Origin of the sequence: Mycobacterium sp. JS623, from assembly GCF_000328565.1 — a bacterium.
In the GTDB taxonomy this organism is placed as follows: Bacteria; Actinomycetota; Actinomycetes; order Mycobacteriales; family Mycobacteriaceae; genus Mycobacterium.
On the sequence record NC_019966.1, the window covers coordinates 637,061 to 658,472 of the forward strand.

21 protein-coding genes are annotated in these 21,412 nt (G+C 63.6%); 8 read left to right on the forward strand and 13 right to left on the reverse strand.

All coding sequences use genetic code 11. The features are described from left to right. Positions 1–41 precede the first annotated feature (41 nt). Both MYCSM_RS02970 and MYCSM_RS02975 read right to left on the reverse strand, forming a co-directional pair. Positions 42–1,628: a gamma-glutamyltransferase family protein gene (locus MYCSM_RS02970; protein WP_015304648.1), complete on the reverse strand. Its 1,587-nt coding sequence runs from the start codon at positions 1,626–1,628 to the stop codon at positions 42–44. Then, entirely contained in the window at positions 1,625–2,353 is a 729-nt protein-coding gene (locus MYCSM_RS02975; protein WP_232425711.1) for a COG4705 family protein, read from the reverse strand. Before MYCSM_RS02975 ends, MYCSM_RS02970 begins: the two co-directional genes overlap by 4 nt. 765 nt (positions 2,354–3,118) lie before the next feature. Between MYCSM_RS02975 and MYCSM_RS02980 the strand changes: the two genes are divergently transcribed. From MYCSM_RS02980 to fmdA, 4 genes are read left to right on the forward strand one after another with little or no spacing between them, the layout of a single operon-like run. Further along, positions 3,119–3,793 carry a Crp/Fnr family transcriptional regulator gene (locus MYCSM_RS02980; protein ID WP_041313062.1) on the forward strand — a complete coding sequence of 225 codons (675 nt, stop codon included), beginning with the start codon at positions 3,119–3,121 and terminating at the stop codon, positions 3,791–3,793. A gap of 59 nt (positions 3,794–3,852) precedes the next feature. After that, positions 3,853–4,440, forward strand: a complete 588-nt coding sequence (locus MYCSM_RS02985; protein ID WP_015304651.1) for a nuclear transport factor 2 family protein — start codon at positions 3,853–3,855, stop codon at positions 4,438–4,440. Further along, positions 4,440–4,886, forward strand: coding sequence for an FmdB family zinc ribbon protein (locus tag MYCSM_RS38970; protein WP_442928510.1), 447 nt, complete (start codon positions 4,440–4,442; stop codon positions 4,884–4,886). The genes MYCSM_RS02985 and MYCSM_RS38970 overlap by 1 nt, the downstream gene beginning before the upstream one ends. A 14-nt stretch (positions 4,887–4,900) precedes the next feature. Then, entirely contained in the window at positions 4,901–6,148 is a 1,248-nt protein-coding gene (gene fmdA, locus MYCSM_RS02995; RefSeq protein WP_015304653.1) for a formamidase, read from the forward strand. An 11-nt stretch (positions 6,149–6,159) separates the two neighbouring features. On the opposite strand, the gene MYCSM_RS37690 is transcribed toward fmdA, so the two are convergent. The 5 genes from MYCSM_RS37690 to MYCSM_RS03015 form a co-directional block, all read right to left on the reverse strand. Next, a complete protein-coding gene (locus MYCSM_RS37690) occupies positions 6,160–6,405 on the reverse strand; it encodes a DUF1932 domain-containing protein (RefSeq protein WP_198344988.1) in 246 nt (81 codons plus the stop codon). Continuing rightward, positions 6,348–6,746 (reverse strand): NAD(P)-binding domain-containing protein, encoded by a 399-nt coding sequence (locus MYCSM_RS03000; protein WP_051073695.1) that lies wholly within the window; start codon positions 6,744–6,746, stop codon positions 6,348–6,350. The genes MYCSM_RS37690 and MYCSM_RS03000 overlap by 58 nt, the downstream gene beginning before the upstream one ends. Beyond that, on the reverse strand, positions 6,736–8,181 hold the full coding sequence (locus tag MYCSM_RS03005; protein ID WP_015304654.1) for a DHA2 family efflux MFS transporter permease subunit: 1,446 nt from the start codon (positions 8,179–8,181) through the stop codon (positions 6,736–6,738). The genes MYCSM_RS03000 and MYCSM_RS03005 overlap by 11 nt, the downstream gene beginning before the upstream one ends. 92 nt (positions 8,182–8,273) lie before the next feature. Further along, on the reverse strand, positions 8,274–8,579 hold the full coding sequence (locus MYCSM_RS03010) for a hypothetical protein (protein ID WP_015304655.1): 306 nt from the start codon (positions 8,577–8,579) through the stop codon (positions 8,274–8,276). Between the two features lie 176 nt (positions 8,580–8,755). Then, positions 8,756–9,532, reverse strand: a complete 777-nt coding sequence (locus tag MYCSM_RS03015; RefSeq protein WP_015304656.1) for a class I SAM-dependent methyltransferase — start codon at positions 9,530–9,532, stop codon at positions 8,756–8,758. A gap of 218 nt (positions 9,533–9,750) precedes the next feature. Here MYCSM_RS03015 and MYCSM_RS03020 point away from each other — a divergent pair, with 218 nt between their 5' ends. Beyond that, the gene (locus MYCSM_RS03020; RefSeq protein WP_015304657.1) at positions 9,751–10,929 is read left to right on the forward strand and encodes an FAD binding domain-containing protein; all 1,179 of its coding nucleotides are present in this window, start codon (positions 9,751–9,753) and stop codon (positions 10,927–10,929) included. On the opposite strand, the gene car is transcribed toward MYCSM_RS03020, so the two are convergent. The 4 genes from car to MYCSM_RS03040 form a co-directional block, all read right to left on the reverse strand. Next, positions 10,924–14,460, reverse strand: coding sequence for a carboxylic acid reductase (gene car, locus MYCSM_RS03025; RefSeq protein ID WP_015304658.1), 3,537 nt, complete (start codon positions 14,458–14,460; stop codon positions 10,924–10,926). The two genes, MYCSM_RS03020 and car, sit on opposite strands and share 6 nt — an antisense overlap. Before the next feature lie 417 nt (positions 14,461–14,877). Next, positions 14,878–15,639: an O-methyltransferase gene (locus MYCSM_RS03030; RefSeq protein ID WP_015304659.1), complete on the reverse strand. Its 762-nt coding sequence runs from the start codon at positions 15,637–15,639 to the stop codon at positions 14,878–14,880. Positions 15,640–15,871: 232 nt separating this feature from the next. Then, a complete protein-coding gene (locus tag MYCSM_RS03035; protein ID WP_157681266.1) occupies positions 15,872–16,366 on the reverse strand; it encodes a YceI family protein in 495 nt (164 codons plus the stop codon). Positions 16,367–16,589: 223 nt separating this feature from the next. Next, positions 16,590–17,081 carry a Dps family protein gene (locus MYCSM_RS03040; protein WP_015304661.1) on the reverse strand — a complete coding sequence of 164 codons (492 nt, stop codon included), beginning with the start codon at positions 17,079–17,081 and terminating at the stop codon, positions 16,590–16,592. A 294-nt stretch (positions 17,082–17,375) separates the two neighbouring features. Between MYCSM_RS03040 and MYCSM_RS03045 the strand changes: the two genes are divergently transcribed. Further along, complete coding sequence (locus tag MYCSM_RS03045) at positions 17,376–17,948, forward strand: NADPH-dependent FMN reductase (protein WP_015304662.1); 573 nt, start codon at positions 17,376–17,378, stop codon at positions 17,946–17,948. A gap of 20 nt (positions 17,949–17,968) precedes the next feature. On the opposite strand, the gene MYCSM_RS03050 is transcribed toward MYCSM_RS03045, so the two are convergent. Beyond that, entirely contained in the window at positions 17,969–18,811 is an 843-nt protein-coding gene (locus MYCSM_RS03050; RefSeq protein ID WP_051073696.1) for a helix-turn-helix domain-containing protein, read from the reverse strand. A gap of 103 nt (positions 18,812–18,914) precedes the next feature. Here MYCSM_RS03050 and MYCSM_RS03055 point away from each other — a divergent pair, with 103 nt between their 5' ends. Next, positions 18,915–20,063: an NAD(P)H-dependent amine dehydrogenase family protein gene (locus MYCSM_RS03055; RefSeq protein ID WP_015304664.1), complete on the forward strand. Its 1,149-nt coding sequence runs from the start codon at positions 18,915–18,917 to the stop codon at positions 20,061–20,063. On the opposite strand, the gene MYCSM_RS03060 is transcribed toward MYCSM_RS03055, so the two are convergent. After that, the gene (locus tag MYCSM_RS03060; RefSeq protein WP_232425713.1) at positions 20,060–20,776 is read right to left on the reverse strand and encodes a TetR/AcrR family transcriptional regulator; all 717 of its coding nucleotides are present in this window, start codon (positions 20,774–20,776) and stop codon (positions 20,060–20,062) included. The two genes, MYCSM_RS03055 and MYCSM_RS03060, sit on opposite strands and share 4 nt — an antisense overlap. Between MYCSM_RS03060 and MYCSM_RS03065 the strand changes: the two genes are divergently transcribed. Further along, positions 20,775–21,389, forward strand: a complete 615-nt coding sequence (locus MYCSM_RS03065) for a pyridoxamine 5'-phosphate oxidase family protein (protein WP_015304666.1) — start codon at positions 20,775–20,777, stop codon at positions 21,387–21,389. The genes MYCSM_RS03060 and MYCSM_RS03065 overlap by 2 nt on opposite strands. Positions 21,390–21,412 lie beyond the last annotated feature (23 nt).

The following is a 21,412-nucleotide window of genomic DNA, read 5'->3' on the forward strand; positions in this document are numbered from 1 at the left end:
GATGAGATGGAATTCCGGTTGGGTCAGCGCACCACGGCCTATCAGAAGCCTGCGGCCTGGCCGTCGCGGCGCGGATCGCTCGCCGCGAGGTAACCGTCATCGAGCCGCCAGATCGCCTGGCAGCTGCCGAATTGGTGGTAATCATCGACGGTGACGATCTCGTGGCCCCGACGACGCAGCTCCTCCAGCGTCGCAGGCGGGAAGCCGTCCTCGACGCTTACTTGCATGCCCTGCACCCAGCGGAAGCGTGGGCCGTCGCATGCTGCCTGCGGGTTTTGGCCGTAGTCGGCGATGCGCACCACGACTTGCAGATGTCCCTGTGGTTGCATGGTTCCGCCCATCACGCCGAAGCTCATCACGGGCACGCCGTCCTTGGTCATGAACCCCGGGATGATGGTGTGGTACGGACGTTTGTTGGGGCCGACCAGATTTGGGTGCCCGGGTGTCGTGACAAAGCCTGTGCCGCGGTTCTGCAGCGATATCCCGGTGCCGGGCACCACCACTCCCGAACCGAAGCCCATGTAGTTGGACTGGATCATCGAAACCATCATCCCGGAAGCGTCGGCTGCGGCGAGGTATACGGTGCCGCCCTTGGGGGGAGTCCCGGCTGTCACTCTTTTCGCCTGGGTTCGGTCGATCAGCGTCGAGCGCTGCTTCAGGTATTCCTTGTCAAGGAGTTGTCCCGGCTGAACCTGCATGTGATCGACGTCGGCGACGTGGGCAAGCGCATCGACAAACGCGAGCTTCAGTGCCTCGATCTGCAGGTGCACGCTGTCGGCCGAATCCACTGGGAGCGAGGCCATGTCGAAGTGCTCGAGGATGCCCAGCGCAATCAATGCCACGATGCCCTGACCGTTCGGCCGGAGCTCGTGAATCGTGTAGCCCCGGTAGTCGGTGGTGATCGTGTCGAGCCAGTCGGCGCGGTGCGCGGCGAGGTCTGCGGCCATCATGGCCCCACCGTTTGCGGCCGAGTGTGCCGCCATCGTCTCGGCGAGCTCGCCCCGGTAGAACGCTTCGCCGCTCGTCGCGGCGATCTTCTCAAGTGTCGCCGCGTGCTCTGGAAGGCGAAACAGCTCCCCCGGCCAGGGCGCCCGACCGCCCGGCATGAACGCCTCGGCGAAGCCGGGCTGTGAGCGCAGCTCCCCGACCTGCGCCGCCCACTGCGAGGAGATCGTCGGCGAGACGAGGAATCCGTCGCGGCCGTAGCCGATCGCCGGCTTGAAGATCCGTGCGAACGGACGTTTGCCGAACTTGGCGTGCAGCTCCACCCACGCCGACACCGCGCCCGGCACCGTCACGGAGTTCCAGCCCCGCGCCGGCACGGGGCGGCCCTGGAAATATTCCGGCGTCCATGCCGCGGGTGATCGGCCGGAGGCATTCAATCCGTGTAATTGCCTTCCGTCCCAGACGATTGCAAATGCGTCCGAGCCGATGCCGTTCGACACTGGTTCGACCAGAGTCAGTGTGATCGCGGCGGCGAGGGCCGCATCGACCGCGCTACCGCCTTCGGTGAGCATCGCCAGGCCCGCCTGCGCGGCGAGAGGCTGCGATGTGCAGACGACGTTCCGCGCGAGAACGGGCGTCCTCGGCCAGGCGTACGGCAGGTTCCAGGAGAACGGCACGGTCATGGTTCGAATGTAAGAGCTCGCCGACTGACGGCCGCATCGATCACCAGCATGAGGGCGAACGCCAGCAGAATGGCGGCGACCCGACCGTCGCCGTAGGCGAGGCCGCCGGACTTGGCCGGCTTACTCAACCAATCCGCAACGGAGGCACCGAGCGGCCGGGTGACGATATAAGCCGACCAGAATGCGATGACGCTGTTGAGGCGAAAACGCCAAGCGCCCAAAGCCGGAACGGACATCACGACGGCGAACAGCGCTATCGATCCGACGAATCCGAAGTGCAGTGAGCTTGCGGTAAGGTCGCCGACGGCGGTTCCGAGGGCAAACGTGAACGACACTGTCAGCCAATAGAACACCTCGCGGCGTTGCGTGGTGATGCTGTGTATGGACAGTGTGTGCTCGACTCGGTACCACGCCAGGAAGGTCGCCGCGACCGCAATCGCGCAGACCAGGGTGGACACCCCAAACGAGATCCCGAGCTGGTGGTGGAGGGTGTCGGCGGCCATGGTGCCGAACACGGCGATCATCATCACCGCCGCCCAGTAGGCGAAGGCGTTGTACCGACGTATCCGAAACTGGACCCACAGGGCAAGTGCGACACCTGCTAGGCCGATACCGAGGCCGACGAGGCTCATCGTGCCAAGCAGATAGTCCGACGCCGCTTCACCCATCGCGGTCGTCAGCAGCTTGAGAACCCAGAACGACGCGGTTATCTCCGGCACTTTCACCGCGACAGGCTCAAGTCGTGCGCGAGAATGGTTGTCGACCGTCATCGGTTCCTCTCGCTTGCCGGTTGAGGCGGTTCATTTTCCAGAATTGCGTTCCTCCAAACGGAAGCCATCACCGCTGACACGACTTCGAGTCCGCCCGTTAGCCAGAACCTTGTCTGGCCGCCAGCGTGAAATCCGAACGGCGTTCTCGTGGCCGGGGCGCTTCATCCGGGCAGCTGTCGCGAAGGAAGGCGCGATGCGTACTAGTGAGTTGCTTTGCAGAAGTGGGCTTTTCGCGACGAGCGCAGAGTCGCGTCCATGTCAGCCAGCGATGTCACTCCCGTTGGCAGGTACGGGGTGCTCATATCGGGACGTCCCGCTCTCATCGAGTGCGTCATCGATCCCGCCGACGGCACCGAAAGCGGGCACCTGACCCACCCCAACCCAAGGGGGTGGGGGAGCAATATATCCGAATACACTCCGGCGTTCAGCCCGGTGCATCGCCTGTCGTGGGTGCTAGCAGGTAGTGACATCTTCCCGCTAGCGGCAAGGGTGGATGGGCGCCAGCGGTGGCGACAGGTGCTCGCAGGCCCGCAATCGTGGCAATTGCAACGTCGCAGCCGAGAACTTGATGACCACGATGCGGGGTACTGCCCGCCTGATCGGAGAATTCAGATGACTGCCGACCAGGAAGTGATCAACATCGGCCTTTGGCCACGCGTCGAGCACCACGCCTCCCGGCTGGACGACGAGTGGGCGAAGTGGCAAGCCGACCGCGCTGGCCTGGACAAGGTCCTGGCGAGGGCAGGAATGTTCCAGGGGGTCGACCCCAGCGCCGTGTCCGCACTAACGCAAGACCTGCGTCTTGTCGACTTCCGAAGCGGGCACACGGTGTTCACGGAGGGCGACCCTGGCGATCGGCTGTACATCGTCATTTCGGGGAAGGTCAAGATCGGCCGCCGTTTGCCGGACGGCCGCGAGAATCTGCTCACTATCATGGGTCCGTCGGACATGTTCGGTGAATTGTCGGTCTTCGACCCGGGACCGCGGACGTCGAGCGCCACCACCATCACCGAGGTGCGCGCGGTGTCGATAAACCGCGAGATTGTGCGTGCGTGGATCGCCGATCGTCCCGAAATCGCTGAAAAGATGTTGCGAGTGCTGGCCCGCCGACTTCGTCGCACCAACCACAACCTGGCTGATTTGATTTTCACCGACGTGCCAGGCCGGCTGGCCAAGCTGCTGCTACGGCTGGCGCAGCGGTTCGGCACGCAGGAGGGTGACGCGCTGCGCGTGTCACACGGGCTGACGCAGGAAGAGATTGCGCAGTTGGTCGGCGCCTCCCGGGAGACGGTCAACAAGGCGCTTGCCGATTTCGCCCACCGCGGCTGGATTCGCTTGGAAGGCAAGTGCTTACTGATCTCCGACTGCGAACACCTCGCGAGGCGCGCGCGGTGAGGGCCACGCTTTAGCGAGGTGTCCCCACACCGTCTGTGCGGTGTGTAGGAGGAGGACATATGGGCGTCGCGACACCAGCCCGGTTGCCAGATATCGAAGCCATCAGGGGCCTCATGACCGGATGGATTCATCGGGATAGTGGCAACTGGGCGGAACTTCTCGAGCTATTCCACCCTGACGCGACGATTGAGGTCACCTGGTTCTCGGGCCTTGCGCGCGAATTCGTCGAGGGTTCTCGGCGAATGAGCGGAACGGCCTTCAGGGCAAAACATCTCATCGCTGATCCCGTTGTGACGTTCACCGGCGACCGGGCGGTGGTCGAAACGAATGCAGTGATCGTCGTAGAGAACACCGAACTCGATCTCGGCGCCAACACCCACAACCGTTTCATCGATCAGGTGGAACGCCGCGGCGGTGTCTGGCGCATCGCGCGTCGCGACTCGGTCTACGACTTCTCGATGTTCGCGTTGCCCTATGGTCCTGTCGAGATTGACACCGCACTGGCGCGCTCCTTCCCACGGGAGTACGCGGCGCTGGCGTACGTGTTGGTCGTCAGTGGATTTAGCGTCGACCACGTTTTCGCTACCCGCGGCAGTGACTTGGAACGCTCGATCCGCGCGAATGCCGAGCGATGGCTCGCCCGATGATGACCGATCCGCCAAACCGCGAAACGAGATGTGTGCCTCCGACTACAGCGAGTGCTGAGATTCCAGGTGGCGGAAAGTCGGGATTGGGGCCAGCATTGACGATATCGGGACGCCGGACCGCAATTCTTGAAAGCGTCCAGCGTCGAGTGACGGAGGTTCGTTTGCCCACGTACGGCTACCGGTGCCGCTGTTGCGGCGGTTTCGATCTCGTGCGTCCGATGGCAGAGGCCGCGACTACCGCGCCCTGCCCCGCCTGCGGCGAGACATCTTCGCGGGTGTTCCGAGCACCCGCGTTGCGTGCGCTGGACCCCGGCCTTCGCCGCGCGCTCGACGCCGATGCCCGAAGCGCCGATGCGCCACAGGTTGTTTCGTCCGTGCCGGGCCGTTCGCGGCGAACCACCCCGATCACTACCGATCCCCGCCACGCCCGGCTGCCCCGCCCCTAACACTGGAGGTCCTCGTGCCAGACGTCGTCTTCTCCGTCGACCAGGCCCACTCGATGCGCGATCAGGCCGTACCCGGCCATAACCGGTGGCACCCCGCCATCCCGCCCGCTGCCACCGTTCGCCCTGGCCAGTCGATCCGGGTTGAGTGCCGCGAGTGGACCGACGGCCAGATCGGCAACAACGACTCCGCCAACGACGTTCGCGACGTCGACCTGACCCACGCCCACATGCTGTCCGGACCGATCTACGTCGAGGGTGCCGAGCCGGGTGACCTCCTCGTCGTCGACATCCTCGACCTCGGTCCGGTGCCCCAGGAAGTCGGCGATGTCCCCGGTCAGGGTTGGGGCTACACCGGGATCTTCGCGAAGGCCAACGGCGGCGGCTTCCTGACCGACCGCTTCCCCGATGCGTACAAGGCGATTTGGGATTTCGCCGGTCAGAAGTGCACCTCGCGCCATATTCCCGGTGTCGAGTTCACGGGCATCACGCATCCCGGATTGTTCGGCACCGCACCGTCGCCCGAGCTGCTGGCACGCTGGAACACCAGGGAACGGGCGCTGATCGACACCGATCCTGAGCGCGTCCCGGCGTTGGCGTTGCCGCCGCTGGAGGAAAACACGCTGGGCGGCACCGCAACTGGTGACACCCTCGGCGCGATCGCGCGCGACGGTGCTCGCACGGTTCCCGCCCGCGAGAATGGTGGCAACCACGACATCAAGAACTTCACCCGTGGTTCACGAGTGTTCTATCCCGTCCACGTGCCCGGTGCCCTGTTCTCCGGGGGCGACCTGCATTTCAGCCAGGGCGACGGCGAGATCACGTTCTGCGGGGCCATCGAAATGGGCGGCTTCATCGACTTCCACGTCGACCTGATCAAAGGCGGGATGGAAACCTACGCGGTGACGACCAACCCGATCCTGATGCCCGGCAACGTCGAACCGCGCTACTCCGAATTCGTCACGTTCATCGGCATCGGGGTTGACCACGGCAGCGACACGCAGCTCTACAACGACGCGACGATGGCGTATCGCAATGCCTGTCTCAACGCCGTCGCCTATCTGGAGAAGTTCGGCTACTCCGGTGCGCAGGCGTATCTCCTACTCGGAGCGGCGCCGATCGAAGGCCGGGTCAGCGGCGTGGTCGACATTCCGAACGCGTGCTGCTCGCTGTATCTGCCTACCGCGATCTTCGACTTCGACATCCGGCCCACCGCTTCGGGTCCGGTACGAGCCGACCGCGGCAGTTGCGCCGTGTCGTCGTGACCGGTGGATCTTCATGGCGCCGATGACGTCGCGAAGACCTCGCTGGCCGCGGCGCCGAAGCCTTCGGGTTGCCCTACGGCCGCGAAGGTTCTACCGACTTCGGTGAGCTCGTAGGCCCACCGCCAGCCCTTCTCGTGGCTCTGCTGCCGGGCGTGCAGCCACGCGCCTGCAAGATGGGGTTGGCTTGTCGCCCATTCGTTTACCAGGTCGTCTTCGACTCCGTAGGCGGCAGCGGTCTTCGAATCGAGACCAACCACGCCGCGGTGGTCTTGGTCCAGGCCGCGTACGTCATCTTCAGCGCCGACGCCTCGGGGCTGATGGCGTTGGCGTCCAACACGATTCCCCGGAAGCCCGTCAACTGTTGGGCCACGTCGAGCGCCCCGTGCGGCGGGCAATTCGAGAACACAACGTCGGTGTTGGCCTGCAGCTCGGCAACGTCGTCGAACGGAGTCAATCCGGACTGCTCGGCGCGGCGCAATGTCGCTTCGCTACGGCCGGTGCGCAACCAGCCGACTTCGTGGCCGCGACCGATCAGGCACGCGGCTACGGCCGCGCCCATGGCGCCGGGATGCAGGATGGCCAACCGATTACGCGCCATACGCGTTCTCCTGTCTTCCTGCGGTCCCCGCGATGAGCGGTGCGAGCCGCACGGCCGAACGAATCGCGGGTCGCGATGTCGACCATATGGCCAGTGTGGTAATTACGAGCCCCAGCATTGCGCACATCAGCCACAACGGCCTGGCGTCGGCGGTGTACTGGGCAGTGCTTGCGGTCAGAGCCGCCCCGGCAAGCGAACCGCAAAGCGCCACACCGATACTGACGCCGACCTGACGGCTGGTCGACGCCACCGCCGAGGCCGCTCCTGCACGATCCGTCGGCATGCCGCTGACCGCCGTCGTCGTGATCGGTGCGTTCGCCATCGCGAAGCCCGCACCGAACACCGCAAAGATCGCCACCACTGTCCACACCGGAGCGGTGACGGTGAGACGGGCCAGCATCATCGTCGCCGCGGTGATCATGATTCCGGCCGCGACCAGAGATGGCCGAGTGCCGAAGCGGCCGACCAACCGACCCGACAACGGCGACAGAGTCAGAGCTGCAACAGAAACCGGTAAATACATCAAGCCGGAGTGGAACGCCGAGTAGTGCCGCGCACCCTGTAGGTACAACGACATCATGAACAGGAAGGCGCCATAGGCTGCATATGCGCACACCGCGATCACCGTCGCCGACGCGAACGGGATGCTGTGGAAGAACCGCAGATCAATGAACGGATCGTTGCGCCGGGATTCGTAGCGGAGGAATCCCAACAGTGCCAACACGGCGACGGTCCATATCGCGACGGACGGAGCGGCGCTTCCGCCCATCTCTCGTCCCTGGATGAGGACGAAAACGACGGAGAAGAGGAACGCCACTGCCAGCGCTTGGCCGATCGGGTCGACGTCTCGCATTGTGGTCGACCGCGACTCGGGCACGAAGATCGCGGTGAGCAGGATCGCGGCCGCGCAGATCGGCAAGTTGATCCAGAACACCGCGCGCCAGTCACCGAGCTCGATCAGTGCGCCACCCAGCATCGGGCCGAGCGCCATCGCGATGCCCATCACGGCCCCCCAGATACCGATCGCCCGGGCGCGTTCCACCCGGCCGACAAACACCTGACTGATGATCGACAGCGCAACAGGATTCAGCATCGAGCCGCCGATTCCTTGCAGCAGTCGGGCCGCGATCAGGGTGTGGATGTCGGGCGCCAGGCTGCACAACAGCGATCCGACGGCGAAAATCGTCAACCCGATCTGGAAGACGCGCCGGCGGCCAAATCGGTCGGCGGTGGCCCCGGACAACAGCAGCAATGAGGCCAGCACAAGCGTATAGACGTCGATCACCCATTGCAGCTCAGAAGCCGACGCATGCAACTCCGTTCGGATCGAAGGGATCGCGACGTTGACGATGGTCGCGTCCATCGACACGATCAGCAGACTCAGGCAGCATGAGATCAGGATGATCACCTTGCGGCGCGAGCTGAGAGCGTTCACTTACTCGATTGTGAAACTGCAACATTGGCAAATCGAGCACGCCAGCCGGAATCTGTGACCACCTGCTAGCTTCCAGCGGTCAGCGATCAGCGTCATGAGATGAGGGTGTTCAGAATGGCCTGGATGCATTGTTCCTTGCACGGCCAGCAGTACCAGTCCTCCCAGCTTCTCATCCAGTGGAGTGCCCGCCTGGTGGTGCCGCACACGGAGCACTTGAGCCTTTCATTGGATGCTGATTTGGTGACGGTCCGCCAGATGCCGTAGACGAGGAACCCCATGAAGATGAGGACGACGATTCCGGTCATGATCCTCCTCAGCACAACGACTTTCACGTGGAACGTGTGTTCGCTCTTGCGGATCCGCACGTCGCGCTCCGGTCCGATTCGGCTGACGGACATCTGCGCTACCGACGGGTCTCACTTCGATGTGTGACTCGTACCAATTTGAGAATGGAGGTTGCGAAGGCGGATGTCATTATGGCCAGCCGCCATCGGCGTTTCCGGGCGCTCAGCGTCGACAACTACCTGCTACCTGGTAGCACGCGGCACCATTGCCATGCATCGATCGCAATGTCCTATGAGCGCGTTGCGAACATCAAAAGGGCATCTCCGCTCACCGAGACGCCTCGTGGACCGATGCGCTCAGCCAGCCGGGCTCGAAGCTCCGAAGCCTTTCCGGCGGCGAGGACAAGGTGGTTCGAATGGGTGAATGCGAAGTCAAGCCACTGCTGCGTGGAGTAGTGGGCGTCTCGCGGGTACGTACGCTCCTCAACTGTGAATCCGGAAGCCGTGATTGAGGCGATCATCCGCCCGGTGCGACGGTCGGTGTCGACGCGATCCTTCGGCGAGCCGCCGAACACGGATGAGCCCGGATCCATGTAGTCCCGGTATATCTCCGCGAGGTCGCTGTGAGTGGGATGTGTTGGGGACAGCCGATTCCACATCAATGCAAGACGTCCACCGCTGGTCAACAGTCGATGAACCTTCGGCAACGCAATATCGGGATTGACCCAATGAAAGGACGACCCGAACACGACGAGGTCGAAGCGGCGCTCCGCGGGGTCCCAGTTCTCGAACGTGCCGATCTCGACGCGAATTCCCTTGTCCCTCGCGACTTCAGCCATGCGCGGATCTGGCTCAACTGCAAGAACATTGGCTCCCTTCGCGACGAGTTGCTCGGAAACGATCCCGGTACCAGCGCCAACATCGAGCACCGCTTGAGGTCTCTGCATCAGAAGGTCATCAATGAGCTGATCGGGGTAACGCGGCCTATGTGCGTCGTAGACTCGCGCCGCGGCACCAAATGAGTCCGCGCGCGCACGGTCGAGGTAGAGATCTGCACGGGGCTGCATACCGAAAGCCTACGCGCGGCGGGACTGCCTCTCGCGCAATCTGGTTGGGCGGTCGCTGATTTCCCCGGCTAGTGGGTATGACGCGGGTAGCGCGGACGCCCACAACGTTGGCGGCCAGCGCCAACGACAGCTGGCCGCACAGCGGCGATCCTGAGACCTATGACCACGGTCCCTCCTTCCCCGTTCGCGTCGACAGTTCTCGCCGGTGAAGGCGCCGCATGACGCGGGCCATTGTGATCGGAGGGTCTCTAGGCGGACTCACCGCGGCCTTGATTCTCCGAGACCAGGGCTGGGACGTCGACGTTCTGGAACGTAGTTCTAATCCGTTGGAGGGGCGCGGGACCGGAATCGTCGCGCACCCGAGCACGGTTCGCTATCTTGTGGAGCGGGCAGGCAAATCGATTGCCGACATTGGCATGCCCGCCCGCAGGCTTCAGTATCTCGATGCGGACGGCGCGATCATCGACGAGCAACCCTGCGCCTACCGGTTCGCCTCGTACGTCGAATTGTATCGAGGTCTGCTGGACGCCTTCGGCACCGACCACTACCACCTGTCGAGTGAGCTTGCGCGCCTGGATAACCGGGGCGATGCCGCGACAGTGTCATTGACCGACGGTCAGACACTGGCCGCCGATCTCGTGGTGTGCGCCGATGGTATTCGGTCGACGGCACGCCGAATCATGGTCCCCGACGCCCAGCCTCGCTACGCGGGCTACCTGGCCTGGCGCGGCACCGTCGACATTGGCCAACTCAGCGGCCGTTCGGCGAGCATCCTGCTCGATGCGTACACCTACCGGATCCTCTCTCGCGGTCACCTGTTGGCCTACCCGATTCCCGGCCCGAGTGGCTCTGTGCTGTTCAACTGGCTCTGGTATCAGAACATCGCGCCCGGAGACCGTCTCACCGACCTGCTGACCGACCGCAACGGTGTCAGGGCAGAGTTGACCGTGCCTGCCGGATCGGTCCAGACCCGCCACATTGAACAACTCCATTCGTCGGCGGCGGACCTGCCCGCGCCGCTGGCCGAGGTCATCCAACGAACCGCCGAGCCATTCATCCAGGTGATTGTCGACATCGAGGTGCCGCGGATGGCGTTCGGGCGGAGCTGTCTGATCGGCGATGCGGCGTTCGCGCTGCGGCCACACGTCGGTGTGGGCACCGCGAAGGCGGCCGACGATGCGTGGCAGCTCGGCACCGCGCTGCAGGGCACCAGTGCACCGTACATCCCGGATCGGCTGAAGGGCTGGGAGACTCAACAGCTGTCGGTGGCGCGGCGTGCCCTACACAGGGCTCGCGCGGCGGGTCGAAGCTTGCAGGACGGCACCTGGCGGGTCGGAGAGCAGCCCCCGTTCGGACTGCTCGTGCCCGGTGACAGCGTTCTGCCCGTGGCCCTATAACAGCCCGAGCAGCTGCAGATCGGTGATGTACTTGACGATCATCGGCGCCGTGACGTGCGGGATATCCTTGTCCGGGCCAATTTTCGCGTCCTGCACCGCTGCGCGGAAGCGATCGGTGGGCGCCATCGACCCGCGGATAGGCTTCTCCGGTCGCTGATAATTGTGCAGCAGCGGCAGCAGTGAGGCCTGGCGTTGCTTGTCCGGTAGTGCGCGCAGTGCCGTGTCGAACCGTTGCAGCCAGGCGTCGTAGCCCGAAATGCGTTGGATCGGGTAACCCGCGTCCGTCAGCCAGTCGACGTACTCGTCGAGCCCGATGCCGTCGTCGTACGGATTCATCACGTGGTAGGTCTCGTACCCGTCCACCACCTGCGCGCCTAGGGTTGAGATCGCGTCGGCGATGAAACCCACGGGCAGTCCGTCGAAATGCGCGCGCTGCCGGTTACCGTCCGCGTCGAGTTCGTAGAATGAGCCGGGCCCGATGCCGGTGGCGACGACGCTCAGCAACAAGCGGGTGAACATGTCCGGCACGTTGAGCTGACCCGCATACGCGGTGTCGGCCAGGATCATGTCGCACCGGAAGACGGCGACCGGCAGGCCGCACAGATCATTCGCCTCGCGCAGCAGCACCTCGCCTGCCCACTTGCTGTTGCCGTAGCCATTGGCATAGCCCTCGTTGATGGCGCGGGTCGGGCTCATGACCCGGACGTCGGCGTCCTCGGTGAACGAGGACGGTTCGATCTGGTCGCCTACTCCGATCGTTGACACGTATGTGTAGGGCTTCTGTTTGGTCGTCAGCGCGATGCGAATCAGCTCGGCAGTACCCAGTGCGTTCGGGCCGAACAGCTCGCTGTACGGCAGTACGTGGTTGACAAGCGCCGCGGGGTCGACGATCAAGTCGACGATGTCGGCCAGCCGCTGCCATGTCTGCTGATCCAGGCCGAGGTTTTCCTCGCCCTTGTCGCCGGCGATGACCTCGAGATGGCCGGCGGCCAGTTCCCGGTAATGGCGCAGCAATTCTGGATCACCGCTGTCGAAGGTTTTGTCGAGTCGATCGCGGGCGGCGACGTCGTCCTTGGCACGCACAAGGCAGATCAGCTTGCCACCGACGAGATTCATCCGCTCCAGCCATTCCAAAGCCAGGTAGCGTCCGAGAAATCCGGTCGCTCCGGTCAGCAGGACAGTCCGCACTTCGGCGCTTGGCGACGGCAGGGTCGAGGCGGCGGCAAGAGTCTTCGCGTCGATGAACTTGTCCAGAGTGAGATCACTGGCAAGCACTTCGGTGATGGGTTTGTTTGAGCGATCGTGCACCGAGGCGAACGTCGGCCTCTTGGCACCGGGTCGCCGCTCGGCCTCGATGTAGCCGGCGATGGACCGCAGGTCGCTTGCCGGGCTGACAATGACGCCTACGGGCACGTCGATGTCGAAGATCTCACGCAGCAGATTGCCGAATGTCAACGCCGACAACGAATCTCCGCCGAGGTCACTGAAATGAGCGTCTGGCTCCAGATCACTTGCCGCAGCACCGAGAACCGCACCAGCGGCGCGGATGACGGTCTCCAGCACCGGCCGGTCGGCACCATTCTGACGCAGCGCGCGCAACTCGTTCGCCTGACTGTCTGCCAGCTCGGTGTAGAGCTGCTCCAGTCGATCGCCATAGTGCACCTTCAGTTTTGGCCGTGCCAGCTTGCGGATGCCGGTCAGTAGGCCGTTCTCCAAGGTGAATGGCGTTGTCTCGATGATGAAGTCGCGGGGTATCTCGTAGGACTGCAGTCCGACGTCCTTTGCAATGTTCTGCAGCGACTCGCTGATCGCCGACTTCAGCGATTCCACGTCCCCGCCGGTTCGGTTCAAAGTGTCGTCGGTCGGCACGACGACGGCGAGCACGTAGGAGCGGGCGCTGTTGCCGTAGACGTAGATCTGGCGGACCAGCGGGCTGTCACCGAACACCGCCTCCAACTTCGACACGGTGACGAACTCGCCCTGCGAGAGCTTGAGCACGTTGTTGCGCCGATCCAGATAGACGAGCTGATCGGGATCGACCTCGGCCACCACGTCGCCGGTGCGGTAGTAGCCGTCGGGATCGAACACGTCAGCGGTGACTTCCGGCCGCTTGTAGTAGCCGGGAAACAAGTCCTGCGTCTTGACCAGCAGCTCGCCGCGCGGAAACGGCTGGTCGGTGTGGAAGTAACCCAGATCGGGCACGTCGACCAGCTTGTAGTCGATCACCGCCGGGCGACGCACCTGGCCGTCGATGTAGATGATCCCGGCCTCGGTCGAGCCGTAACCCTCGACGAGATGGAGGTCGAGCAGCGCTTCGACGAACTCCTTGTTCTCGGCGGAGATCGGTGCCGAGCCCGTCATTGCCGAAACGAACCGTCCGCCGAGCAGGTTCTGCGCCTGCTCCGCCATCACATCGGCTTCGAGTACCGCACGATCGACGCCGTCGACGGACCGTCGGTCCACCTCACTCTGGAACTCGGTGAACAGCATGTCCCAGATCCGCGGCACGAAATTGAGTTCGGTGGGCCGCACCAGCGCGAGGTCCTCGAACAACGTCGAAAGATCACTCCTTGCTGTGAAATAGGCGGTGCCGCCCTGTCCCAGCGTTCCGTACAGGATGCCCCGACCCATCACGTGGCTCATCGGCATGAAACTCAGCGTGATCAACGGCTCGACGCTCGACCCCCAGTTCCAACGCGACCTGCGCCAGAAATTCGCGACCAATCGTTCCGGGTACATCGCACCCTTCGGCGCGCCGGTGCTGCCCGAGGTGTATATCAGCAACGTTAACGGGTCTTCATCGTCGTCGGGAACGAACTCCGGCGCTGCAGGCAGCGACGCCCCGCGGTCGAGCAGTGCGGCCAGGGTCTCCACCAACACCGGGCTGCCCGCTTCGGCCAACCGCGTCTTGGCGGCATCGAACGCTTCACGCTGGTCGTCCACGTCGGGGTGGTAGTCGAACACAACCAGTCGCGCAGGTGTGTAGCCCGTCAACACCAGTTCGACGGCGTTGGCGAGATCGCCAATGCTCGAACCGAATACGCGAGGTTCGGTCTCTGTGACGATGGGCCGAAGCTGGCTGACTGGCGCTCTAGTCTGCAGCGGCACGGACACCGCGCCCAACAGCACCAACGCCATGTCGATGGTCGCGTAGTCCGCACTCGCGAACCCAAGCACACAGGCTCGGTCGCCTGGCTGGACCGGCCCCGGGCCTTGGGTCAATCCGCTGGCGACCGCGCCGACGCGATCCCACAATTCGCGGTACGTGATGGTCTGGAAACAGGGCAGAAGCTCAAGAGAAGTGCGGCCGGTCGCCGGATCCGTAGTGAGGTTGACACCGCGTTCTCCAACCGCAGGCCGCTCCGCATAGGCCCCCATCACGGTGCTCATGATCCGCGGCAGCCGGAGCCCGGGCTGCTCGATCGCCGCGCTCAGTGCCTCGATGGGGCGGGCATCGACGAACTGGATGTCGGTGGAGTACAGGTCAGCGACGCGGCGCGCGAGCCGGTCTTCGCGGGAATCGGTAAACATGAACAATAGCCCTTCTAAACGGCTCAATTAGTCTGTGTAACAACACTTCCACCGTAGGCCGGAACGGCAGAACCGCCACACAACGTTCGGGCCGGCCCACTGCTCCGCTAGCGGCACAGTGGACTTTTGAAGTTGGCAGGAACGCAAAGATTGCCGCTAGCGGTCAGCCCTTGATACGCGTCGGCGATGCCAGAATCGGGGCACTGGAACGTTCTTGGCGGTTTCGGGTGGCGTCCGTTTCAGTGCATCGGGTTGGTGAAGTCAGGGCCCTGGCACGCGAGCCCGCCTTCGAGGACTCTGTTGATCAGCTTTCCGAATACCCCGAGTGAAATGCACTCCGGCAGCAACTATTTGAGGTCGACGGAACGGGAGTTCCGGCGGGCAACCGACCGGAGCCGCGGCCGCCCGGCGCGCGCCTCAGCCCAGGAACTCCGACTCCAGAACTAAGTCTTTGAGTAGCGTCTGATATTCGACGTGGGTTTGGTGCTCGATGGTCTGCCACCGCTTGCCTTGCTGCTCCTTCATGTAGGTGCGGTACTTGGGTGCGCCGGGAAAGCCGACGTTGTCGGCGACCACGATCGTTCCCGGATGCAGCCAGCCCCGGTCGAGTAGCCGCCGCAGGTCGTCCAGGTACACGTCCTTCCAGTGGTCGAGGAAGACGAAATCCAAACAGCCGTCAGTGAATCCGTAGTCTTTGGCGAGTACATCGAGCGTCGTCCCGTCGTCGACGGTGCCGTTGATGCAGGTGACGCGATCGGCGAGGCCGGCGTGCGCCCACACGCGGCGGGCCACCGAGGCGTTGGCACTCGACTTTTCGATAGAGAACACCATGGCACCCGGTGCCGCTCGGGCGATCCGCAGACCGCTGTATCCGCAGTAGGCACCCAGTTCCATGGCGAGCTTCGGATTCGCGCGCTTGACGGCGGCGTCGAGCAGCTGGCCCTTCTCGTCGCCGACGTTCATGAGGATCGACTTGTCGTAGGCAAAGTTGTCGATGGCGTCGATCGCGGCGTCGACGTCGCCCGCCGGAGCATTGGCGATGACGTAACCGGCCATCGTCTCCTCCCGGCCGTCACCCATCTGACCCGTCCGCATAACGCTCAGGCCACCGAAAGCCATGCGCAGGAGCGAGTACCTCAAGAATGGAAACTTCTGTCGCAGCGTCCTAGTCAGACTCATTGCACCGAAACCTCATCTCTGCACCCAGACTTCGACATTCGATCGGCCCTTTCTGTTAACACGTGTCACTGTTCACAGGACCCGCCCGGGAAGGCTTGGGCACTGTGGGCCATGCGGTTCGAAACCAACTCTGAATGCATCCGCAATCTTGTTCGAAGGCCGGATCACCGCGGCGAGAAATCACTAAGCGTGCCAGCCAGATCCACCGCTGACCTGGCACACCCGGCTCCAGTCAGACTCGCTTCAGGGTGGCGTCGAGGATGACCTTGACCGGCTTGGTAGTGCCTCGTCGGCTGATCCCATACTCCTTGGGCGACACGACGACGGTGGCGTGGTAGCGGGGCCGTCCCAGTGTGGTCGCCCGCGTCGCATGGAAGGTGACTGACTGGCTGATGTCGCGGACGCGCAGCGTGCCGCTGACGTTGAGTCCGGTGGGCGTCTCGACGAGGGCGGTGCTACGGAACTCCAGAGTTGGAAACCGTGCTGTCGCGAACACGGTGTCTGCGCCGAGGTGCTCGTCGCGCAACTTGATGCCGGTATCCACGCTGTCTGTCCATACGATCGCTGAGATCGCGGATTCGGCCACAGAGCGACCCACGGTGATCACCGACTCGTATCGGTCGAACCGACCATTGACCTTCATGCCGAAGGCCGCCTTGGCCTGGAAACCGATTGACGACGCTGCGGTATCCAGGGTCCACTCGCCGGAGCTCAACTCAGTGCTCACCAAGACCATCGACTCCTTGCTTAATTCCTGTCGGGCATCAGTTCTGACAGGCGTTGCGCGGCGGCTGGAACAGGATTCTTCGTCAACTGCGACAGGAGGTCGCACGGCGAATCTCTTCCCAGCTCTATTATCAATCGATCATAAGCGTACCCTCGTGGCGATGCCACGCCAACCCCGCTACCGCCCGACGCCGACGCCCTGTCATCCGCTCACGTGACCCTACTCACACCTTGCGGTTCTCGGACTTGAGCATCCACGCCTGCTTCTCCAGCGAGTCGATGATCTCGTGCAGGAGGTCACTGGTGCTTGGATCGAGGGCGTCGACCGCATCGTGGACCGTACGGATGGTGCTGACCGCCGCGTAGATCCGGATGGTGATCAGGTCCACTGTCTCGGTGGTGTTCTGCTCGGCGGGCGGGAACGCCGGCAGCGTAGTAGACGCTGCGACCGTGTCAGTTCGCCCGTCGGGAACGGCGTTGAGGGCGCGCATCCGCTCGGCGATCGTGTCGCTGGATTCCCTTGCAATGTCGACGATTTCGTCGAGTTGCAGGTGCAGATCGCGGAAATTGGTGCCAATGAGGTTCCAATGCGCCTGCTTGCCCTGCAGATGCAATTCGATTAGATCCACCAGTACCGCCTGTAGGTCTTGTGCCAAGCTGGATGGGGCTTCGAACTGCCGAATATCGTCGTGGGGTCGACGTAACGAAGTGGTCATGACAAGTTCTTCCTCGTGGTTTTGATAGCGCTGATCGGTTGTTGCGCAACGCTATATGTCATGGTGTTCAGCGTTTAGCGCCGTGCTGACCCTGTCATCCCGGCTGGCACCACTCGCCGTACTGACGCTTGCTGCAATCGGTCATGCCGGTTCATCGCGACGCGAAGGTTCACACCCGATCCTCAGCTTTGTGACGGCACAGTTTCGTTAGGCCGACGGCGTTGTATTTACTGGCGCCATGGTTGCCGCCCACGAATCCGTCATTGAGCACCAATCCGCTACGAAGGGACTGCGATGAGCACCCGAATTCTGGTCCTCGTCGGCAGCCTGCGCTCCGGCTCGGACAACCTGCGCCTCGGCGAGGCGGCTGTCAAGCTCGCACCGAACGGCATCTCGGTCGAAATCTTCGACGGCCTGGCCGATGTCGCCCTGTACAACGAAGACATCGATCAACCAGGGGTCGTCGCGGCCGCAGATCGGCTCCGCTCCGAAGTTCAGTCGGCCGACGCCCTTCTGCTCGTGACCCCCGAATACAACGGCACGATGTCCGCCGCCCTCAAGAACGCCATCGATTGGATCTCGCGTCCGTTCGGTGCCGGCGTCATCACCGGCAAGCCGGTGGCTGTCATCGGGACCTCACACGGGCAGTACGGCGGGGCGTGGGCGCACGATGACGCGCGCAAGGCAGCACGCATCGCGGGAGCAAATGTGCTCGATGATCTCAAGCTGTCGGTGCCGGCCTCACACACCCGCTTCGCCAGCTCTCATCCTGTCGACGACGAGGAGATCGCCGTCACGATGCCGGAAATCCTGACCACTCTCGCCGCCGCGGTCCTCAGTCGGGATGGCCAACATAGCGGTGAATGAGCTCGCCACGCCGTCAGTCGCTAGAACCGTGTCAGCGGGGCCGATACGCCTGGAGTCAGTTCGTTCTGCGCCTTCTTGAACGCAGTGTTCAGCGAGTCCAGTGTGAGAGCAGCCGGATGGCTGACATGGATCTCGATCTGGTACTCGGGCTGTCCGGTGCGGCCGAATATCGGCAGGACAACGAATTCTGTTGCCAACAAATCCGTTTCGAGTGTTCTGGTGATCGACCGTAGGTTGACCATCGTCATCAGCTTGGTCAACTGCCGTGCCACCGCGGCGGTCGGCTCTAGAGACGCCAAGAGTGCGGAGACACGGTCGTGCAATGACGCGTGGGCGTCATCGAATCTCCAGGCTCCATAGCCGCGTTCGCGGACATCGGCGAGCACCTGCCGATAATGATCGATGTCGGCCCGGGTGAGCCGCGGCGTGACCCCTCGCAGCCACCGGTCTACCTCGGCCTCGTCCCGCCACGCCATCGCGACGAGGCCGAACGGCGGGTCGATCGGAAAGCGCTGTCCGACAACGTGTTCACTGTCACTAGTGTGGCCCACTGCATCGATGATTGTGAGGTGGGCTTCGTCGATCCGCGACATCGAACAGCCGGCCGCCAGGCTCTCGTGGAGATTGACCAATGCGGTTCGGCCTTGGTCGAGCAGTGGAAACTGGTTGCGCAGCGCACGTACCAATCCGAAGAGCCCGCTGCCGAGTCGGTAGCGGCGATCGTCATAGCGGGCGACCCATCCGCCGTCCTCGAGTTCTCCCAGTACCAGCGCGCACGTCGATGTGGTGATGCCGCATTGTCGGGCTAGCTGGGCGGAGGTCAGGGCCGCCGATGACGCGGCCAGCGCATCAAGGACATCCATTGCCCGCCGGGTCGGCGGTGACTTGGGCGTTGACGCGGGCACGATTCCCTCCTTACGATCCGTCCGAATACTAGCAACGAGCGTCCTAATATTAGGAGAAACTATGTCAATTCCGGTGGCGGTGTGGGGCCCAGGCTCCATGGGTGTGATCGCGCTGCGGGGCGTGATCGATCACCCCGAACTGGAGTTGGTTGACCTCGTCGTGCACAGCGACGCGAAGGCCGGAAGAGACGCCGGCGAACTGTGCGGCATCGACCCGATCGGCGTCATCGCGACCACGGATCCCTCAGCACTGCTCGCCGGTGGCGCCGATGTGGTGGTCTATGCGGCTGCCGCTAACCTGCGGCCGCTGGAGGCGGTCAACGACATGGTGTCGATCCTGAGTGCAGGCAAGAACGTGGTGTCGTGTTCGGTCGTTCCGTTGGTGTATCCCAACGCCGTCGATCCCGCGTTCACCGACCCGCTGCGCGAGGCCGCTCTTGCCGGTGGCGTGTCGTTCTTCACCACCGGCATCGACAGCGGATTCGCCAACGATGTGCTGCCGCTGGCGCTTTCAGGAGTTGCCCGCAGCATCGACTCCATCCGCGTCACCGAGATGTTCAACTATGCGACCTATCCGGACGCGACGGCCGTGTACGAGATCCTCGGATTCGGCAAGCCGCCAGAAGAACTCCCGTTCGCCGCGACACCGGGCGTGTTCACCTTCGGCTGGGGACCTGTGCTGCACCAGTTGGCCGACGGCCTCGGGGTTCACATCGACGACATCAAGGAGACGGTCGAGCGCATACCCGCGGACATCTCGTTCGACACCCCGACCGGGCACATCACCGCCGGAACAATCGCCGCGATGCGATCCACCTTGACCGGGTACGTCGAGGGCCATCCGACCCTCGTCATCGACCACGTCAGCCGCATGCACGACGACATCGCACCCGATTGGCCGCAGCCGCACATCTCAATCCAACCGCGGGATCTCGGCTTCGGCGGAGCCTCGGGCCAAGGCGTCTACCGCGTCGAAATCGAAGGCTCACCGAGCATGCGGTGTGAGTTCGAGATGGCCGACGACCACGATCACGACCTCGGCGCGAGGATGGCCGGAGCCTCCCGGATGGTCAACGCGATTCCGGCCGTCTGCGCCGCGAAGCCAGGTCTCTTGTCGGCGTTGGACCTGCCGCTCATCACCGGAAAGGGATTAGTGAAACGCGCATCGGGTCCGTCGCCGGATAGCCGGCTGGTCGGCAGGTTTGGCTAAAGACCTGCCAGACCCGGCAGCAGGGTGGAGACCAGTCCTTCTGCGTGCGCGTCGATCCAGTTGGGGCTCTTCGGGTCTCGGCCGGTGAGCAGGCGCACCTCCGCGGCGTTCACAAAGGGCAGCGCCGACGCGCCAATCAATACGTAGTAGACGATGTCGCTGTCGATCGGCGCGGCGACACCGGCGTCACGAAGCATCTGCCATGCCGCCCGGATGCCGGTGAAGAACGGCTTGATGTGAGTCTCTGTCAGCCATGTCAAACGCTCACTTGGCGTGGTGCCTTCATGCATCATGATCTGGTTGAGTTCAGGGTGCTCCGCGGCGAATCGCACGAATCCGCGTATCCCGTCGGCAAATGCCGCCGCGAGCTCTGACACCTCCACGCCGGTGAGTTTCGCGGGGAAGACGCCGTAGATCGCCTCTCGCAACATACCGAACATGTGATCCACCGCAGCCGTCCATAGCGCCGTCTTGGACTCGAAGTGATAGCTGATCTGCGGCTGGTGCGCCTGAACACGCGCCGCGATCGCACGCGTCGACGCGCCGTCAAAGCCCTTGGCCCCGAACTCGACCAGCGCCGACTCCAGCAGCGCTTCCCGGATATCGGACCTGTTCCGGCGCAGGCGCACCTTCGTCGGCGGGGACTTGCGCGGCATGCCAAACAGTGTACCTTTATTATCAATCGATAATAGCCCAGGAAGGGTATCGGCCATGAGCATCACCCCTGACACCACGAATCGACATCGCGCATCGGCACATCTACTACCGCTGTCGAAGGAGCCGTTCCAGGCGCCGACGGATCGCGACATGCTGCCGTCTGAACGGCGACTCTTCGTTCAGACACACCGGACCTGCGTGTTCGGCTATGGCCGCCGATCGGACGGCCCGGCGATGTCGATCGTCTACTACGTCCCCGACGCCAACGACGACCTGCTCGTCGCGACCATGGGCGATCGGGCCAAGGCCAAAGCCGTCGCCCGAAACGGCAAAGTCAGCCTCTGCATCCTCGACGAAACCTGGCCGTTCGCCTACCTCCAGGTCTATTGCGACGCCGTGATCGACGACGACGACGAAACTCTCATCGACGTGATGATGGCGGTGGCCGAACGCATGTCGGGTGACCCTGTACCAGTCGAACTGCGCCCGGCGGTCAAAGCCGTAGCAGAGGAGGAAGGCCGGGTGCTGTTGCGCTGCCGGCCCTACGCGACGTTCGTCACGCCGCCGCGACACTTGCACAGCAATGATCAGCAGGAACTGACCCACTGGGTCTCGGCGTCGATGCCCTGGGACGCTCCTGATACCCCAGACGGTGGCTCTCAAGGATGAGCGATGTAACGGAGCGGTGGCGC

Coding starts and splice junctions, on each gene's coding strand:
- MYCSM_RS02970 (WP_015304648.1), bottom strand. CDS start 1,628: ATGACCGTGCCGTTCTCCTGGAACCTGCCGTACGCCTGGCCGAGGACG.
- MYCSM_RS03060 (WP_232425713.1), bottom strand. CDS start 20,776: ATGGCCGATACCCTTCCTGGGCTATTATCGATTGATAATAAAGGTACA.
- MYCSM_RS03000 (WP_051073695.1), bottom strand. CDS start 6,746: ATGGCGCGTAATCGGTTGGCCATCCTGCATCCCGGCGCCATGGGCGCG.
- MYCSM_RS03015 (WP_015304656.1), bottom strand. CDS start 9,532: ATGCAGCCCCGTGCAGATCTCTACCTCGACCGTGCGCGCGCGGACTCA.
- MYCSM_RS02985 (WP_015304651.1), top strand. CDS start 3,853: ATGGGCGTCGCGACACCAGCCCGGTTGCCAGATATCGAAGCCATCAGG.
- MYCSM_RS03010 (WP_015304655.1), bottom strand. CDS start 8,579: ATGTCCGTCAGCCGAATCGGACCGGAGCGCGACGTGCGGATCCGCAAG.
- MYCSM_RS03050 (WP_051073696.1), bottom strand. CDS start 18,811: ATGGATGTCCTTGATGCGCTGGCCGCGTCATCGGCGGCCCTGACCTCC.
- MYCSM_RS38970 (WP_442928510.1), top strand. CDS start 4,440: ATGACCGATCCGCCAAACCGCGAAACGAGATGTGTGCCTCCGACTACA.
- MYCSM_RS03055 (WP_015304664.1), top strand. CDS start 18,915: ATGTCAATTCCGGTGGCGGTGTGGGGCCCAGGCTCCATGGGTGTGATC.
- MYCSM_RS03020 (WP_015304657.1), top strand. CDS start 9,751: ATGACGCGGGCCATTGTGATCGGAGGGTCTCTAGGCGGACTCACCGCG.
- MYCSM_RS03045 (WP_015304662.1), top strand. CDS start 17,376: ATGAGCACCCGAATTCTGGTCCTCGTCGGCAGCCTGCGCTCCGGCTCG.
- MYCSM_RS03065 (WP_015304666.1), top strand. CDS start 20,775: ATGAGCATCACCCCTGACACCACGAATCGACATCGCGCATCGGCACAT.
- MYCSM_RS03040 (WP_015304661.1), bottom strand. CDS start 17,081: ATGACCACTTCGTTACGTCGACCCCACGACGATATTCGGCAGTTCGAA.
- car (WP_015304658.1), bottom strand. CDS start 14,460: ATGTTTACCGATTCCCGCGAAGACCGGCTCGCGCGCCGCGTCGCTGAC.
- MYCSM_RS03030 (WP_015304659.1), bottom strand. CDS start 15,639: ATGAGTCTGACTAGGACGCTGCGACAGAAGTTTCCATTCTTGAGGTAC.